At 63.7% G+C, this 15,738-nt stretch carries 14 protein-coding genes; 7 read left to right on the forward strand and 7 right to left on the reverse strand.

Annotated features, from left to right (window positions below):
- Positions 1 to 55: 55 nt before the first annotated feature.
- Entirely contained in the window at positions 56 to 1,138 is a 1,083-nt protein-coding gene (locus ASD12_RS00005) for a transposase (RefSeq protein WP_056580349.1), read from the forward strand.
- A 430-nt stretch (positions 1,139 to 1,568) separates the two neighbouring features.
- Here the strand turns inward: ASD12_RS00005 and ASD12_RS00010 are convergent, their stop codons facing one another.
- Positions 1,569 to 2,075: an OsmC family protein gene (locus ASD12_RS00010; RefSeq protein ID WP_056580352.1), complete on the reverse strand. Its 507-nt coding sequence runs from the start codon at positions 2,073 to 2,075 to the stop codon at positions 1,569 to 1,571.
- 361 nt (positions 2,076 to 2,436) lie between these two features.
- Here ASD12_RS00010 and ASD12_RS00015 point away from each other — a divergent pair, with 361 nt between their 5' ends.
- From ASD12_RS00015 to ASD12_RS00025, 3 genes are all read left to right on the forward strand, one after another.
- Positions 2,437 to 3,954, forward strand: coding sequence for an alpha/beta hydrolase (locus ASD12_RS00015; RefSeq protein WP_056580354.1), 1,518 nt, complete (start codon positions 2,437 to 2,439; stop codon positions 3,952 to 3,954).
- Positions 3,955 to 4,133: 179 nt separating this feature from the next.
- On the forward strand, positions 4,134 to 5,021 hold the full coding sequence (locus tag ASD12_RS00020) for a DMT family transporter (protein ID WP_056580357.1): 888 nt from the start codon (positions 4,134 to 4,136) through the stop codon (positions 5,019 to 5,021).
- 59 nt (positions 5,022 to 5,080) lie between these two features.
- Positions 5,081 to 5,989, forward strand: coding sequence for a DMT family transporter (locus ASD12_RS00025; protein WP_056580360.1), 909 nt, complete (start codon positions 5,081 to 5,083; stop codon positions 5,987 to 5,989).
- 134 nt (positions 5,990 to 6,123) lie between these two features.
- On the opposite strand, the gene ASD12_RS00030 is transcribed toward ASD12_RS00025, so the two are convergent.
- Positions 6,124 to 6,981 (reverse strand): LysR substrate-binding domain-containing protein, encoded by an 858-nt coding sequence (locus tag ASD12_RS00030; protein WP_056580363.1) that lies wholly within the window; start codon positions 6,979 to 6,981, stop codon positions 6,124 to 6,126.
- Positions 6,982 to 7,094: 113 nt separating this feature from the next.
- Here ASD12_RS00030 and ASD12_RS00035 point away from each other — a divergent pair, with 113 nt between their 5' ends.
- Entirely contained in the window at positions 7,095 to 7,502 is a 408-nt protein-coding gene (locus ASD12_RS00035; RefSeq protein ID WP_056580367.1) for a 4-oxalocrotonate tautomerase family protein, read from the forward strand.
- Between the two features lie 146 nt (positions 7,503 to 7,648).
- The gene (locus ASD12_RS00040) at positions 7,649 to 9,871 is read left to right on the forward strand and encodes an AMP-binding protein (protein ID WP_056580370.1); all 2,223 of its coding nucleotides are present in this window, start codon (positions 7,649 to 7,651) and stop codon (positions 9,869 to 9,871) included.
- Positions 9,872 to 9,898: 27 nt separating this feature from the next.
- Here ASD12_RS00040 and ASD12_RS00045 read toward each other — a convergent pair whose 3' ends face one another.
- Together ASD12_RS00045 and ASD12_RS00050 are read right to left on the reverse strand one after the other, a co-directional pair.
- Positions 9,899 to 10,645 (reverse strand): phosphatidylcholine/phosphatidylserine synthase, encoded by a 747-nt coding sequence (locus tag ASD12_RS00045; RefSeq protein WP_244482723.1) that lies wholly within the window; start codon positions 10,643 to 10,645, stop codon positions 9,899 to 9,901.
- Between the two features lie 74 nt (positions 10,646 to 10,719).
- On the reverse strand, positions 10,720 to 11,418 hold the full coding sequence (locus tag ASD12_RS00050; RefSeq protein ID WP_056580378.1) for a phosphatidylserine decarboxylase: 699 nt from the start codon (positions 11,416 to 11,418) through the stop codon (positions 10,720 to 10,722).
- A gap of 518 nt (positions 11,419 to 11,936) precedes the next feature.
- On the opposite strand from ASD12_RS00050, the gene ASD12_RS00055 reads away from it, so the two are divergent.
- On the forward strand, positions 11,937 to 12,800 hold the full coding sequence (locus ASD12_RS00055; RefSeq protein ID WP_056581881.1) for an SMP-30/gluconolactonase/LRE family protein: 864 nt from the start codon (positions 11,937 to 11,939) through the stop codon (positions 12,798 to 12,800).
- 9 nt (positions 12,801 to 12,809) lie between these two features.
- On the opposite strand, the gene ASD12_RS00060 is transcribed toward ASD12_RS00055, so the two are convergent.
- From ASD12_RS00060 to ASD12_RS00070, 3 genes are all read right to left on the reverse strand, one after another.
- The gene (locus ASD12_RS00060; protein WP_056580381.1) at positions 12,810 to 13,157 is read right to left on the reverse strand and encodes a hypothetical protein; all 348 of its coding nucleotides are present in this window, start codon (positions 13,155 to 13,157) and stop codon (positions 12,810 to 12,812) included.
- A 162-nt stretch (positions 13,158 to 13,319) separates the two neighbouring features.
- Positions 13,320 to 15,200, reverse strand: a complete 1,881-nt coding sequence (locus ASD12_RS00065; RefSeq protein WP_056580384.1) for an ABC transporter ATP-binding protein/permease — start codon at positions 15,198 to 15,200, stop codon at positions 13,320 to 13,322.
- Between the two features lie 76 nt (positions 15,201 to 15,276).
- A complete protein-coding gene (locus tag ASD12_RS00070) occupies positions 15,277 to 15,609 on the reverse strand; it encodes a metalloregulator ArsR/SmtB family transcription factor (RefSeq protein ID WP_056580387.1) in 333 nt (110 codons plus the stop codon).
- Positions 15,610 to 15,738: the final 129 nt, after the last annotated feature.

Raw genomic sequence — 15,738 nt, forward strand, 5'->3', positions numbered from 1 at the left:
CATATGCGCTAAGATAGGTGTTGCAGTGGGGAATCGGTTGTGATTCTACACTGCGATGACTCACGAATCGCTTGTAGATGACGGCTGGGCCGAGACGATTGAGCTCCTCGGCGGTGAAGAGTTGATTGCGGGGAGTGCCCGCGAGACGAAGGCGTTTCTGCGGCCGCGGGGCGTCAGGTCGGCTACTGATCTGTTGCGCCTGACACTGGCTTACTGCCTTGGCAAGGTGGGCATGCGGGGCGTCGTGGCCTGGGCGGCGGCAAGCGGGATCGCCGACATCTCGGACGTGGCGTTGCTCGGCCGACTGCGCAATGCAGGGCCGTGGCTGCAGCAGTTGATCGGGCACCTTTTGAAGCGCGAGGAGGAAGGCTTGCCTAAGGGCCGGCTGATCCGCATCCTCGATGCGACATCGGTTGCCAAGGCGGGTGTGCATGAGAAGAAGAACAATGGCCTTTGGCGTATGCACTGCGCCTTCGATCTTGAGCGCGAGCAGTTCGATTTCCTCGAGATCACCGACCAGAGCGAGGCCGAGCTGATCGACCGCGTGCCGGTGGTGCCGGGCGAGATCCGCATTGGCGACCGCGCCTATCTGCAGGCCGAGCGGATCGCAAAGGTCATGGCGCAAGACGGCGACGTTGTCGTGCGCGCGCCGTGGAAGAATGTGCGATGGCTCGACGCCAACGGCAAGGCGTTCGATCTCATCGGCCACCTGAAGAGCTGCCGGGAGGAGGTCATCGAAACGCCTGTCTGGCTGGGCCTCAAGAAGGGCGAGCCCCTGAAGATGCGCCTGATCGCCTTGCGCAAATCCGAGGCCGCGACACAAGAAGCGCGGCGCAAAATCAACAAGGAAGCCAAGGCCAAGGGCAAGCAGGTTCAACCGGAGACGCTGATTGCCGCCGGCTTTGTCATCCTTGTGACCTCGCTTGACCAGGAGGAGTTTCCCTCCGGCACAGTTCTCAAGCTCTATCGCATGCGCTGGCGCATCGAGCTCGCCTTCAAGCGTCTGAAGAGCCTGATCGGACTGCGCGCGCCTCCCGCCAAAGACCCAAGGATCGCAAAGCCTTGGATTCTTGCTCACTTCCTCATCGCGCTTGTGACCGAACCCCTTTCGCAGGAGTTGGGTGTCTCTCCCCCTTGAGCGACGGGCGCCCGCTGCTGTGGCGCGCCACCCGCCAGATCGTCGCCTCGCTGATCGCAGCGATCTTTGCTCAACCGCCCTTGGCAACCCTGCGCCAAAATCTCCATGCCTTGCGACATCGATGGCGTGAGCCACCTCGAAAGCGCAAATTTCAGTCCATGCCGAAGCTATCTTAGCGCATATGCCCNCCTGCGCCAAAATCTCCATGCCTTGCGACATCGATGGCGTGAGCCACCTCGAAAGCGCAAATTTCAGTCCATGCCGAAGCTATCTTAGCGCATATGCCCTCGWGGGGGAGATGGCCGGCAGGCCAGAGGGGGTCGCCGCGCGTGGAGCGCCGGTATCCTCTTTTCAACTTAGGAGGTCGCGTCCCGTCGTGCCGACCCCCTCTGTCGCTTTCGGCGACATCTCCTCCTCAAGGGGGAGATCCTCAACGCCGTGCACTCACCGTCAGCTCCGGCTTCTGGCTGATGGTCTGGAACACAACGCAATAGCGCTCGGTCAGCTTAAGCAGCGAGTCTATCCGCTCCTGCGGCTCGTTTGTGTCGAGGTTGAAATTGAGCCGGATGGCGCGAAAGCCGACCGGCGCATCCTTGGCGACACCGAGCGTGCCGCGAAAATCAAGATCGCCTTCGGCCTCCACCGTGGCGGCGCCGAGCTTGAACTCGAGCGCCGTCGCCACCGCCTTCAGCGTCACCCCGGCGCAGGCCACCAAGGCCTCCAGCAGCATGTCGCCCGAGCAGAGCTCGAGGCCTGAGCCGCCTGTTGCCGGATGCAGTCCGGCGATGGCGAGCGCCCTGCCCGTCTCCACCTTGCAGGCAACCGACTGGTCGTCGATCGAGCCCTTGGCGCGAAGCGTGATCAGGGCCTGCGAAGCATCGTCACGATAGGCCTGCTTCAGCGGCGCCTGCATGGCCTTCAATTCGGTCGCATCCATCCGCTGTCCCTTCGTCGACTGTTTCCGCCGCCTGCATAAACCCATCCGTCAAGAGTTGCGCCGATCGCCACGAGATGGCAATGCCATTCAGCAATACGGGCCAACGGCGCCCCCCTCTGTCCAGCCGGACATCTGTCCGCAAAGGGAAGAGCGGATGTCACGCCGGCTTTCGCCCATCGTCAACGTCGCCAACGGCGTGGCCGAAGACCCTGCCAGTCTCCGTCTGCCAGGAGTTGTCCGGCAGGACGAAGGGAGACGTGAAGGAAACGCGGCAGTGTCAGTTGTTCAACCATACTGCCATTTCCTTTGACTTCGATCATCTCGGCCATACCTATGCGGGAGTCGTTCTCGCGGAGCCATCATGCCGGTCAAGCTGAAACTGATCTTCCTTATCCTGCCGCTGCTTGCTGCCCTGGCGCAGCCCGTCCTGGCTGAAACAGCGGAGCGGCCGGCACCCTCGGGCGGCGTGCTGTCCCTGCTGCCGCCGCCGCAGACCACCAACCATTCGATCACCCTTGCCGGGCGCCAGCTGGATTACAAGGCAAAGGCCGCCACCCTGTCGCTGCTGTCCGGCAAGGGCGACGTCACGGCGGAGATTTTCTATGTCGCTTACACGCTGCAGCCACCGGCAAGCGGGGCCAAAGACCCGCATCGGCCGATCACCTTCGTGTTCAACGGCGGCCCTGGAGCAGCTTCCGCCTATCTGCATATCGGCGCGCTCGGTCCGCGGATAATCGCGACGGGGTCCGACGGCGAATTCCTGCCCTCACCGCAAAGACTCATTGACAATCCGGACAGCTGGCTCGACATGACCGATCTCGTCTTCGTCGATCCGGTCGGAACCGGATATAGCCGCGAGGCACCTGGCCAGGACACGCACGACTTCTGGGGCGTCAATCAGGATGCCAGTTCGATAGGCGCCTTCATCCGGCTCTATCTCGCGCAGAACGGCCGCACCGGATCGCCGCTGTTCCTCGCCGGCGAAAGTTATGGCGGGTTCCGTGCGGCGCTGCTCGCCAGGACATTGCAAGAAGATATCGGCATCAGTCCGAACGGCATCGTGCTTATCTCGCCGGCGCTGGAGTTCACGCTGGTACAGCCCGACGAATTCGAGCCGCTGCATTGGGCGCTCGAACTGCCTTCGATGGCGGCGGTGCGCCTACGCGCCGAAGGCGTCAGCGGCGATGCGTTGCGGGAGAAGCTGGGCGAAGTCGAGCATTATGCGCTGGGCGATTACCTTACCGCGCTCACCAGCGGACTGGAGCAAGGCAAGCGCCTGGCAAGCCAACGCGTGGCTGACATCACCGGCCTGCCGCTCGACCTCGTGCAGCGGAACTCCGCCCGCATCCCGACCGGCCTGTTCGCAAGGGAATTCGCGCATGCCAGCGGCAAAGTGCTCAGCCCATATGACGCCACGATCGGCACGGCCGACATCGCGCCCGAGAGCGCCCGCATCGCCGGCCCGGATCCAGTGCTCGACCGCAGCGTGCCTGCGCTGACGTCGGCTTTCGTCGGCTATATCAGCGACGAACTGAATTTCCGCACCGACGTCAGCTATCGGCTGCTCAATGGCGAAATCAGCCACAATTGGGATTACGGGACCAGCGCCTCACGGCAAGGCTATGCCGGGGTGATGGACGATCTGCAGCGCGCGCGCTCGCTGAACCCTTCGCTCGGCGTCGTGATCGTCAACGGCTACACCGACCTTGTCACACCTTACCTCGCCTCGCGCTATCTGGTGAACCAGATCCCGTCGCTCGCCAATGCCAAGCCTATCCGTCTCGATGTCGTCGAGGGCGGGCACATGATGTATTTCAGATCCGATGGTCGGCGCGCCCTGAAAGAGGCCGCTTTGGAGCTTTACCAGGCGACGCAGTAAGCTTTGCGACAATGCGGCTCGCCATGGAACCCCTGCCCCAACACAAGCACGGGGCTGGCGTAGCGCTGTACCGACTTTCGCCCATATAGCTTGGTGCCGAGGGAGCTGAATTCCCAGGTCCCTCGTGTCGCTCCTCACAGCATTTCTGCCGCTCCGGCAATTTTGGTCCCATGCGCCTTATGGCCGATATCGCCATTCTCGAAGCACGCGAGCGGGTTCTTGCCGGCATCCTGCTGACCGGTGCGGCCTATCTCCTGTTTTCGACGCAAGATGCTTCGATCAAGCTGCTGGTCGTTGGAATGAGCGTCTGGCAGATCATGTTCTTCCGCAGCATCACCATTCTGGGCGCCTGCGCGGCGATAGGCGGGCGACAGCTGTTTGCCGACACAGTGCGCTCGCCGATCGTGCGGCCGATGCTGGTGCGCAGCGCCTTCACGCTTGCCGCCTGGCTCTGTTACTACAACGCCGCACGCAGCCTGCAGCTGGCCGAACTGACTACCGTCTATTATGCGGCGCCGATCATCGTCACCGTGCTTTCGGTGGTGATGCTCGGCGAAAAGGTGCCGATGCTGCGCTGGCTGGCGGTGCTGATCGGCTTTGTCGGCGTGTTCGTCGCTTGCGATCCGACCCATCTCGGCCTGTCCGTGCCGGTGCTGCTGGTGCTGGCGGCCGCCTTTTTGTGGGGCATCGCCATCGTGCTCTTGCGCAGGACCGCCCTTGCCGAGCGTTCGATGATCCAACTCCTGCTCAACAATTTCTATTTCCTGCTGTTTTCGGCGGTGCCGGCGCTGTTGTGGTGGAAGACACCCGACTGGACCCAGTTGCTGCTGCTTGCCAGCGTCGGCGCGCTCGGCGGCCTCGCGCAATATCTTCTCTTCGAAGGCATGAAGCGCACGCCGGCCTCGGTCCTGGCGCCGCTGGAATACACCTCGCTGTTGTGGGCGTTCGCGCTCGGTTTTGCGATCTGGGGCGACGTGCCGCGCCGCGAGGTGTTCCTGGGTGCTGCCCTGATCGTCGTCGCCGGCCTGCTGATCGTCGGCACCGAGCATTTCCGCAAACGGCTATGATGTGGCCACCGTCATTGCTGACACTACGATGTCAGGACCAAACGGCGTAGGTTTACCGCATGACTGACATTGCAGCTGCCACCGACACCGCCGCGGAGCGTACGCTCGGCATCATCCTGGTGTCGTCCTCGGCCGCCGTCTTCGGCCTGACCGGCGTTCTGACAAAGTCGATCCATGCCGACCCGCTGACCATCATCTGCTGGCGCGGCTTTGTCGGCGCGATCCTGATCAGCCTGTATGTGCTTTGGCGGCGTCACCGTTCCGGCAAGCGCGAAACGCTGCGGCTTGGCTGGCGCGGCTGGCTGCTGGCGGTGGAAGGGGCGCTGGCCAGCATCGCCTTCATCTCCGCGTTCAAGTTCACCTTCGTTGCCAATGTCGCCGTCATCTACGCCACCGCGCCCTTTGTCACCGCGCTGCTGGCCTGGGTTCTGACGCGCGAACCGTTCCGACTGCAGACGATGATTGCCGCCGCCGTGTCGCTGTGCGGCGTGGCGATCATGGTCTGGTCCGGCTTCGGCACCGGCAATCTGTTCGGCGACGGACTGGCACTGCTGATGACCATCGGCAGCGGCCTCTACATGATCATGGTGCGCGCCTTCCGCGACACGCCCGTGGTGTGGGCCGGTGCGGTGTCGGCCTTCCTGTTGTTCGTGCTCGGTTGGGTCGTCACCGATCCGCTGGCGGTTTCGCCAAGGGATGCCGTTCTGCTCGCCACTTTCGGCGCGTCCTTCGCACTCTCCTCGATCCTTTGGACGGAGGGCGCGCGGCTCATCCCGCCGGCGGAATCCGGGCTGCTCGGCTCGGCGGAAGTGCCGTTCGCGATCCTGTTTGCCTTCCTGTTCCTGGGCGAGATTGCGCCGGCCGCCAGCATGATCGGCGGCGCCATCGTGCTGTGTGCGGTGTTTGCCCATGCGGGGCGGGATTGGCTGATGGCCCGCTCGCTGCGCATGGCGTCAAATATTTCTTAAAAAGTGACACAGTCACGGAACCATCATAGGGGTCAAGGCATTGTTGGTGCGACGGGCCATCCCCAAGTCCCCCCAAACCCCTCGGCCCGTCCTACCTCCAAGCCGACCGCAAGGTCGGCTTTTTCTTTGGGCATTCAGCCGACCGACAAGGCAAGGTTGCCGCTGAGCAGGGTTGCCAGATCGGCTGCCGAACCACCGGCACCGGCACGCAGCCGGATTGCGAACTCAGCCATCGGAACCTGCGGCAGGCCAAGCTCGCGCGGCGCCTCGACAATGCCGGAATGGGCAAAGCGGGCCGTTCGCAGCGTCAGCGCGACACCGGCGTTCACGGCCGTGCGCAGGCCGGCCAGGCTGGCACTGCCGGCAGCGATGCGGTAGCGGCGGCCGGCAGCATCGAGTGCGGCAAGTGCTGCTTCGCGAAAACCGCAATACGGATCGAGCAGCGCCAGCGGCAATTCCTCTTGCCGCGTGGCCAGCCCCTTCTGTGAGCATAGCCATATCATCGGCTCGCGCAGCACACCGACTTCGTCCGACGCCGCGGCCTGGCGCATGACGATCGCCAGATCGAGGCCGCCAGACTGCAGCGCCTGCGCCAGTTCGGCGGAACGGCCGACCCGCAGTTCGATCCTGACACGCGGATGACTGGCGGCGAAGGCACGCAGCAGGTCCGGCAGGCCGCTGTCGGCGAAATCCTGCGTCGTGCCGATGGCGACGCGTCCGGCAGCGCGCGCGCCCTTCAGTGCCAGCCAGGCCTCGCGATGTGCTGCAAGGATGCGCCTGGCATGACCGACGAGGTCCTCACCCGCCGGCGTCAGGCCGCGCCCCCGCCCTTGCGGCGCCAGCAGCGGCTCGCCGACGATTTCCTCCAGCCGCTGCATCTGGGCGGTCACCGCCGAGGGCGAACGGCCGACGCTTGAAGCCGCCTGGGCCAGCGAGCCGCTGTCGACGAAAGCAAGGAAGGTTCTGAGCAGATCAGGATCGAGCGTTTCCATAATTCGATAATATCGAATCTTCAATCAAAAACAATTCGATTTTTTTGACCTAAGGATGATGACATGCTCCTTCCAACGGCGATCAGACGCCGCTCGAACCAAGGAGAAGAGAAATGCCCATCATCACCGTCAGCGTCACCGGCAAGCCCGACGCGGCTCTTTCCGCCAGCATCGCAAAGGAGGTCACCGAAATCACCGCGACGCAGTTGCGCAAGGATCCGACGATCACAGCCGTCGCCGTGTCCTATATCGATCCGCAGCACTGGTTCGCCGGCGGCAAGTCGCTGGCCGAGCATGGCTCCAACACGTTCTGGCTTGATATCAAGGTGGTCGACGGCACCAACACCAAGCTTGAGCTGGAGGCCTATCTGAAAGCGATCTTCGCAGCCTTCGGCCGCCTGCTGGGCGGCGTACACGAGGAAAGCTACGCCTTCGTGCATGAAGTGCCGGCCGCCGCTTACGGCTATGGCGGCAAGACGCAGGAGTTCCGTTTCATCAGCGGACGGTTGAAGGCGTCGTGAGCAGCGCCGACTCCCCTTCCCCCACACAAGGGGGGGAAGGCAAGAGGCGTATTCATCCGCATTGACCTTGCTCCCACATCGTCTAGGTTCTGGCCGAAGCGGCCGCGAAAGAGCCGAGATGACAAAATCGTTGGGAGAGACGCGGCATGGTCCTGACACTGGCGCTGCTTGCGGGTCTTGTTCTGGCCTGGTTGCTGATCGGCGTGGTGGAAAAATTCCGCCTCGGCCTGCGCTTCACCCAGGCGCTGCTCTATGTGCCGTTCAAGCTCGCCTACCGGATCGCCGACTCCCGCATCAGCATCGCCCGCAAGGCGCAGGCCCCGGTCATCTACGTCATCTCGCATCAATCGCGTTTCGAACCGGCGCTGATGCTGTCGCTTCTGCCGGACGATACGCTGCATATTCTCGATGAGGTCTCGGCGCGCTCGCCTTGGCTCGAACCGTGGCGAGAGCTTGGCCGCACCATCGCCTTCAACGCCGAACACCTCTTCGTCAGCCGCCGGCTGGTGCGCGTACTCAAAGGCAAAGGCCGGCTCGCCGTTTATCTGCCGGATGCCGTCGAGCCCGACGTCAAGACGTTTCGGCTGTTTCGGGCGGTCACCCGCATCGCCATGCAGGCCGACGCCATGATCGTGCCGATCTTCGTCGGCGGCGCGCGCTGCCTGCCGGTGTCGTTGATGCCGGCGGACAAGGCACCACGGCACTGGTTTCCGCAGCTGTCGATCAGCGTGCTGGAGCCGATGACGATCGCCGAACTGATGGCTCGCAATCCCGACCAGGCCTCGAACACCAATGCGCTGTTCGACCGTGTCGCCGAGGCGCGGCTTTTCGGCACCGACCTCGATCGCAGCCTGTTCCTGGCCATGCGCGATGCCGCCGACCGCGTCGGCGCTTCGCACACGATCATCGAGGACGTCATCTCGGGTGCGTTGAGCTACCGCAAGATGTTCATTGGCGCCCGCGTCCTGGGCCGCCGCTTCGAGGCGATCACGGCGCCAGGCGAAGCGGTCGGGCTGATGCTGCCCAACGCCAATGGGGTCGTGCTGTCGCTCACCGGCCTTCTGTCGACCGGCCGGGTGGCGGCGATGATCAACTACACGGCCGGCCCGGCGAGCGTCACTGCGGCCGTGCGCACCGCGGTGATCCGCACAGTCATCTCATCGCGTGCCTTCGTCGAGAAGGCTGACCTCGCCGATATCGTCGCGGCGGTCGAAAAGGGCGGTGCAAAGCTGCTGTGGCTGGAGGACGTGCGGGAGAGCGTCACCGCGCTGGACAAGCTCGCCGCCGCCTTGCTGTGGCGCTGGCCGCTGCAGCGGCAGGATGCGACCAAGCCGGCGGTGATCCTGTTTACTTCCGGCTCGGAAGGCACGCCGAAGGCGGTCGTGTTGTCGCACAAGAACCTGCTTGCCAATGCCATGCAGGCCGAGGCGCGCATCACCATCTCACCCGCCGACATCCTGCTCAACGTGCTGCCGGTGTTCCACTCCTTCGGCCTGACGGGCGGCACGATCCTACCGCTGGTCACCGGGGTAAAGCTGTTCCTCTACCCTTCGCCGCTGCACTACAAGATCATCCCCGAGGTGGCGCGCAAGGTGAAACCGACCATCATGTTCGGCACCGATACGTTCCTCGCCAACTATGCGCGCACCGCCAAGGACGGCGATTTCTCCAGCCTGCGCTTCGTCGTCGCCGGCGCCGAGGCGGTGAAGCCGGAAACCCGCCGCGTCTATCGCGAACGCTTCCAGGCCGAGATCATCGAAGGTTTCGGGCTGACCGAGGCAGCACCGGTGGTTGCCGTCAACACGGCCATCCATGGCCGCGACGGGACGGTGGGGCGGCTGCTGCCGGCCATGCGCATGAAGCTCGAGCCGGTCGAAGGCATCAGCGATGCCGGCCAATTGTGGCTCGACGGACCGAACCTGATGATGGGCTACATGACATCGGACCGCCCCGGTGAGTTGCAGCCGCTGACCGGCTGGCACGACACCGGCGACATCGTTGCCGTCGACCGCGAAGGCTTCATCACCATCCGGGGCCGCGCCAAGCGCTTCGCTAAGATCGCCGGCGAGATGGTGTCGCTGGGTGCGGTCGAGATGCTGGTGCAGTCGCTGTGGCCGGAAGAACGCCATGCAGCTGTGGCCGTGCCGGACAAGCGGCGTGGCGAGCGCATCGTACTGGTCACCACCGCCGACGATGCCAACCCGGATGAGTTGCGCAAGTTCGGCAAACAGGCGGGTGCAGCCGAACTGATGGTGCCGAACGACATCGTCAAAGTCGAGGAAATCCCGGTGCTGGGGTCCGGCAAGACCGACTATGTGTCGACGAGGAAACTGGCGATCGACAGGCTGGGGCTCGGCGTGGCGGCCTGAGTCAAATCAAGCATTTCGGCGAATTTTCTAACCTATATCGGAGGGCGGCACCTTCTCGCCCTCGCGCTTGGCGCGCTTGGAATAGGCGCGCACGCTGAACGGCAGGAAGATCAGGTAGCCGGCGACCGAAGCGGTCAGCGTGTACCAGGGATAGGTCATCAGCAGGAGCACGTAGAGCACGACACCGAGGATGATCGGCAACACCCTGTCGCCCGGAATTCTCAGGCTCTTGCCGGAATAGACCGGCAGCCGGCTGACCAGCAGAAAGGCGACCAGGATGGTGAAGCCAGTGGCGACGAAGGCCGCTGGACGACTGGGCTCCAGCCCGGTGCGCAGGAAATAGAGATAGAGTGGCAGCATCACCAGCACGGCGCCCGCCGGCGCCGGCACGCCGACGAAATATTCGGACTGCCACAGGGGGCGATCGCCCTTCTCGTCGTCGAGAACGTTGAAACGGGCGAGGCGCAGCCCACAGGCGATGGCGAACAGGAGTGCTGCGATCCAGCCCGGCGAGCCGGCGCGGTCGAGCAGGAAGGCATAGAGTACCAGAGCCGGGGCCACTCCGAAATTGACGATGTCGGCCAGCGAATCCATCTGGGCGCCGAATTTGGAAGTCGCCTTCAGCATCCGCGCCAGGCGGCCGTCAATGCCGTCAAGGAAGGCGGCAAGCAGCACCATCACCACCGCCGGCTCGAAGCGGCCTTCGAAACCGAAGCGGATGCCGGACAGGCCTGCGCAGATGGCAAGCACGGTGACGAGGTTGGGCAGCACCATGCGCATCGGGATCTCGCGGATGCGCGGACCGCCGCTGGCATGGGCCTCGAACTTTTTGTATTGCGTGCCCACCGTCAGGAAATCCGCACGAGGGGGGTGCCGGCCACACCGCCGAATTCGGCCAGCACGGTTTCGCCGCCGACCGCCGTCTGACCAACGGCAACACGCGGCGTGGCGGTCAAGGGCAGGAACACATCGACACGTGAGCCGAAGCGGATCAGGCCAAAACGCTCGCCGATGGCGATCGAGCCGCCGGCCTCGGCCCAGCAGACGATGCGCCGCGCCACCAGGCCGGCGATCTGGACGGCGGCTATCGTGCCATTGGGGCTTTCGATGACCAAGCCGTTGCGTTCGTTCTCGGTGCTTGCCTTGTCGAGTTCGGCATTGAGGAATTTTCCAGGCCGATGCTCGATCCTGGCGATGCGGCCGCGCACCGGAGCGCGATTCACGTGGCAGGAGAAGACGTTCATGAACACCGAGATGCGGGTCATTTCGACGTTGCCGAGGCCAAGTTCGCGCGGCGGCACGGCCGGCCCGACCGCCGAAATGATGCCGTCGGCGGGACTGACCACGAGGCGATCGTCGACCGGCGTGACGCGTTCGGGATCACGGAAGAAATAGACGCACCAGGCCGTCAGGATAAGGCCTATCCAGAACAGGATCGACGAGAAATAGCCAAGGAAAAGGGTTGCCGCGCCAAAGGCCGCGATAAAGGGATAGCCTTCGCGATGGATCGGTACGAACGCGTTCTTGACCGTATCGACAAGGCTCATCGGGCTGGGGCAGGCTCCGTTTCAATTGCGGCCTCAATAGCCGAAAGCCCCCCTCGCCGCAACGCAACAATCGGCAAGGTAGCTTCGGACGCAACGGGGAGAAGGGACGATGCGCTTGCCCATCGGCATCATTCTCGCCAGAATTCGGACCGCCGCCGGGTCAAATCGCGGAGAAAAGGTCGGCCGCCCATGATGCGGAACCCAAGCAACGCGCAGCGCATTGCCAGGCGATCGGCTGCCATGAGTGCAGGTCTGGTTACCTTGCCTGTATTGAACGGCAGCGCATTCGGTCAAGCCAAGCCGTCCTTCGACTGCGCCAAGAGCAGTGCGGCACCGGCAAGGAGGGTCGTACGGAGCCGCCTTCATGCGGCGCCAATAGGCGTGCCGATGGCATTTTTTCCTGAGCAAAAAGCATTAGGCCGCTGTCGGGAGACCTCCTCCTCGTCCGTCCTTGGGGAGAAAGCGCTTCATCACACCCGCAAGGGCCGATGGCGCGCGCAATGTGGAGGCTCCCGATCATGCAGACATCATCAGGCAACAAAGCTCGTGTCGTCACCGCCGGCCTCGCCTTCGGGGAATCGCCGCGCTGGCATGACGGGCGCCTCTGGCTCTGCAACTGGGGCACCGGCGAGATCGTCGCCGTCGATGCCGACGGCAACCGCGAGGTTACGCTTACCGTGCCGGCTGTCCTGCCCTACTCCATCGACTGGCTGCCCGATGGTCGTCTGCTCGTTGTGTCAGGTCGTGAAGGCTTGCTGCTGCGGCAGGAAGCCGATGGCGCGCTTGTCACCCACGCCGATCTGCGACCCCTGTCGAAAAGCCCTTGGAACGAGACCGTCGTCGATGGGCGCGGCAACGTCTATGTCAATGGCGGCGGACCGGCGCCGGCGTCGGGCGAGCATTTCGGCCCCGGCACCATCGCGCTGATCGGCCCCGATGGCGCGGTTCGACAGGTGGCCGAGAACATCGCCTTTGCCAATGGCATGGCGGTGACCCCGGACAACAAGACGCTGATCGTCGCAGAATCCCACGCCAACCGGTTGACCGCCTTCGACATCGCCGCCGACGGCAGCCTGGCCAACCGACGGGTCTGGGCCGATCTCGACGGCTATCCCGACGGCATTTGCCTCGATGCCGAAGGGGCGGTCTGGTACGCGGATGTGCCCAACAAGCACTGCGTGCGGGTGCGCGAAGGCGATGAGGTGTTGCAGACGGTCACCGTCGATCGCGGCTGCTTTGCCTGCATGCTGGGCGGCACCGACAGGAAAACGCTGTTCATCCTCGCCGCCGAATGGCGCGGGTTCGAACACATGGTCAGCGGCGCCCGCACAGGCCAGGTGCTCAGCGTGGAAGCGCCGGCACCTGGCGTCGGTTGGCCGTAAGGAGCCTTACTACAGCCCCGGCACCCGCTGATAGTTGGCGATATCGGCGCGCACGCCGAGCCGGGCAATCGTCTCCTGCGGGTCGAAGGCGATGCGCTCGTGCGCCGCCTTGACGATCGGCACGACATCGTCGACGGCCGCCTGGCTTTCCCATTCGACGATCGTCACAAGGTTGAATTCGCCCGGCCCTGAGAATTGCTCGAGCAGGAAATCCTGCACGAAGCCTTGTTGCAGGCGCAGCAATTCATGCGTTGTCCGGACCTTGGTGAGTATCTCTTCGCGAGCGGCGGCCGGGACGACGAACTTGTCCACCCTGAACACGCTGCCACCATCAACGCTCTGATTTGTCTTGCTCATTTCGATTGTTCCGTTCTTGGATCAGGTTGTTTCCGGGCTCCAAGAACGGCCTACAATCTCAACTTAAGTTGAGGTCAAGCGGAAATTTCAGCTGATCTGTGGAATGGCTCGGATGGCGACGCTGCCGATGTCCCCTCGTGGGGGAGATTGGCACTCCATCGCCTATGACACCTCCGACGTCCGCCGGCGAACGATGACGCCAAGCTCGTCGCCCTCGCGGGCGATGCGCAGCCGCTCCTCGGCTTCGGTCGCCTCGCGCTGGCGGTCCCACATCGAGGCATAGAGGCCATGCTTGCGCATCAGTTCGGCATGGGTGCCGCGCTCGGCGATCTGGCCATCCTGCAGCACGATGATCTCATCGGCGGTAATCACCGTCGACAGGCGGTGGGCGATGACGATGGTGGTGCGGCCGCGACTGACCAGATCGAGCGCGGCCTGGATTTCCTGCTCGGTGTGGCTGTCGAGCGCCGAGGTCGCTTCGTCGAGCATCAGGATCGGCGGCGCTTTCAGGATGGTGCGGGCGATCGCCACGCGCTGCTTCTCGCCGCCCGAAAGCTTCAGCCCGCGCTCGCCGACCATCGACTTGTAGCCATCGGGCAATCGCTCGATGAACGGCCCGATCTGGGCGAGTTCGGCCGCCTTGCGCATATCCTCCTCGCTGGCGCCGATGCGGCCATAGCGGATGTTGTAGGCGATGGTGTCGTTAAACAGCACAGTGTCTTGCGGCACCATGCCGATCGCGCCGCGCAGGCTCTCCTGCGTCACGTCCCTGATGTCCTGGCCGTCGATCAGCACCTGGCCGCCCTGCACGTCGTAAAAGCGGAACAGTAGCCGCGAGATGGTCGACTTGCCGGCGCCCGAGGGCCCGACAATGGCGACGGTCTTGCCGGCCGGCACCTCGAAGCTGATGCCCTTCAGGATCTTGCGGTTCGGGTCATAGGAGAAATGCACGTCGCGGAACTCGACCTTGCCGGCGCTGACCGCGAGCGGCCTGGCGTCCGGTTTGTCGACGATCTCCTGCGGCACATCCAAAAGATCGAACATCTGCTCGATATCGGTCAGCCCTTGGCGGATTTCGCGGTAGATGAAGCCGATGAAATTGAGCGGCACCGACAGCTGCATCAGCATGGCGTTGATGAAGACGAAGTCGCCGACCGTCTGCGTGCCGGCCTGCACCTCGAGCGCCGACATGCACATGACGATGACCGTGCCGAGGCCGAAGATGATGCCCTGGCCGAAGTTCAGCCAGCCGAGCGAGGTCCAGATGCGCGTCGCGGCAACCTCGTAGCGCGCCATCGAGCGGTCGAAGCGTTCGGCCTCCATGCCTTCGTTGTTGAAATATTTGACCGTCTCGTAATTGAGCAGCGAGTCGATCGCCTTGGTGTTGGCGTCGGTGTCGCTGTCGTTCATGTCGCGGCGGATCGAGATGCGCCAGTCGCTGGCGCGGACCGTGAACCAGACATAGACCCAGACGGTGACCGCGACGACGACCACATATTTCCAACCATAGGTGTAGGCAAAGATGCCGGTGGTCAGCGAGAATTCGAGGATGGTCGGCGCCGTGTTGAGCATGATGAAGCGCACGATCGTCTCGATGCCCTTGGTGCCGCGCTCGATGATGCGTGACAGGCCGCCGGTGCGCCGCTCCAGGTGGAAGCGCAGCGACAGTTGGTGCATGTGGACGAAGGTGCGGAAGGCGAGCTGGCGCACAGCATATTGGCCGACGCGGGCAAACAGCGCGTCGCGTAGCTGGTTGAAGCCTAGCTGCACCAGGCGCACGACATTGTAGGCGACGACCAGCATGACGGGCGCCAGCAGAAAAGTCGGCAGCGGCGGCACCGATTTGGCATCACCGGCGAGCGCGTCGGTCGCCCATTTGAAGAAATAGGGACCGGCGACCAGCGTCAGCTTGGCGATGACCAGCAACAGCGTTGCCCAGGTGACCCGGGCTCTCAGATCGGCGCGGTCCGCCGGCCACATGTAGGGCCACAGGTTGAGCAACGTCTTGAAGGTCGAGGAGTCGGAGACGGTTTTTTCGGCCATTTCTTGTGCCTTCTTCTTATGTCTTTTTGACCATGATCTCGTCCGAAAACCGGGGTCCACTTTTCGGGATCATGGTCTAGCGGCCGGAGCAGCAGGAATTGACGAGCGCGGTCAGCGACGCCGAGACGTCGGCGAGCGCGGCGTGGTCGACCGCATAGCGCGAGCGCTGGCGATCAGGCTCGAAGCGCACCAGCCCTGCTTCGACCAGTATCTTCAGGTGTTGCGACACGGTGGACTGCGCCAGATCGAAACGATCGACGACTTCGCGGCAGCAACAGGAGCTGCTGGCCGACAGGTGCTTCAGGATTTCAATCCGCGCCGGGTGCGAAAGCGCTGCCAGCCGGGCGGCAACGGTGCGGCTGTCCAGGGCGCGGCCGGGCATACCTATTTCAGCTAGGGATTCGGTCATCGTCTATCGGCGATAAACGATGGGAAGGCATGGGGCAAGCTATGCCGATGGGTAGATAGCTCGCACAAGAACGGGCAGAGCGCTGGAACTGCCAATCTCCTCCTCGTGGGGGAGATCGGCTAGTCGCTG

It is taken from the genome of Mesorhizobium sp. Root102 (assembly GCF_001425625.1).
GTDB lineage: Bacteria > Pseudomonadota > Alphaproteobacteria > Rhizobiales > Rhizobiaceae > Mesorhizobium.

Coding starts and splice junctions, on each gene's coding strand:
- ASD12_RS00005 (WP_056580349.1), top strand. CDS start 56: ATGACTCACGAATCGCTTGTAGATGACGGCTGGGCCGAGACGATTGAG.
- ASD12_RS00010 (WP_056580352.1), bottom strand. CDS start 2,075: ATGGATGCGACCGAATTGAAGGCCATGCAGGCGCCGCTGAAGCAGGCC.
- ASD12_RS00015 (WP_056580354.1), top strand. CDS start 2,437: ATGCCGGTCAAGCTGAAACTGATCTTCCTTATCCTGCCGCTGCTTGCT.
- ASD12_RS00020 (WP_056580357.1), top strand. CDS start 4,134: ATGGCCGATATCGCCATTCTCGAAGCACGCGAGCGGGTTCTTGCCGGC.
- ASD12_RS00025 (WP_056580360.1), top strand. CDS start 5,081: ATGACTGACATTGCAGCTGCCACCGACACCGCCGCGGAGCGTACGCTC.
- ASD12_RS00030 (WP_056580363.1), bottom strand. CDS start 6,981: ATGGAAACGCTCGATCCTGATCTGCTCAGAACCTTCCTTGCTTTCGTC.
- ASD12_RS00035 (WP_056580367.1), top strand. CDS start 7,095: ATGCCCATCATCACCGTCAGCGTCACCGGCAAGCCCGACGCGGCTCTT.
- ASD12_RS00040 (WP_056580370.1), top strand. CDS start 7,649: ATGGTCCTGACACTGGCGCTGCTTGCGGGTCTTGTTCTGGCCTGGTTG.
- ASD12_RS00045 (WP_244482723.1), bottom strand. CDS start 10,645: ATGGTGCTGCCCAACCTCGTCACCGTGCTTGCCATCTGCGCAGGCCTG.
- ASD12_RS00050 (WP_056580378.1), bottom strand. CDS start 11,418: ATGAGCCTTGTCGATACGGTCAAGAACGCGTTCGTACCGATCCATCGC.
- ASD12_RS00055 (WP_056581881.1), top strand. CDS start 11,937: ATGCAGACATCATCAGGCAACAAAGCTCGTGTCGTCACCGCCGGCCTC.
- ASD12_RS00060 (WP_056580381.1), bottom strand. CDS start 13,157: ATGAGCAAGACAAATCAGAGCGTTGATGGTGGCAGCGTGTTCAGGGTG.
- ASD12_RS00065 (WP_056580384.1), bottom strand. CDS start 15,200: ATGGCCGAAAAAACCGTCTCCGACTCCTCGACCTTCAAGACGTTGCTC.
- ASD12_RS00070 (WP_056580387.1), bottom strand. CDS start 15,609: ATGACCGAATCCCTAGCTGAAATAGGTATGCCCGGCCGCGCCCTGGAC.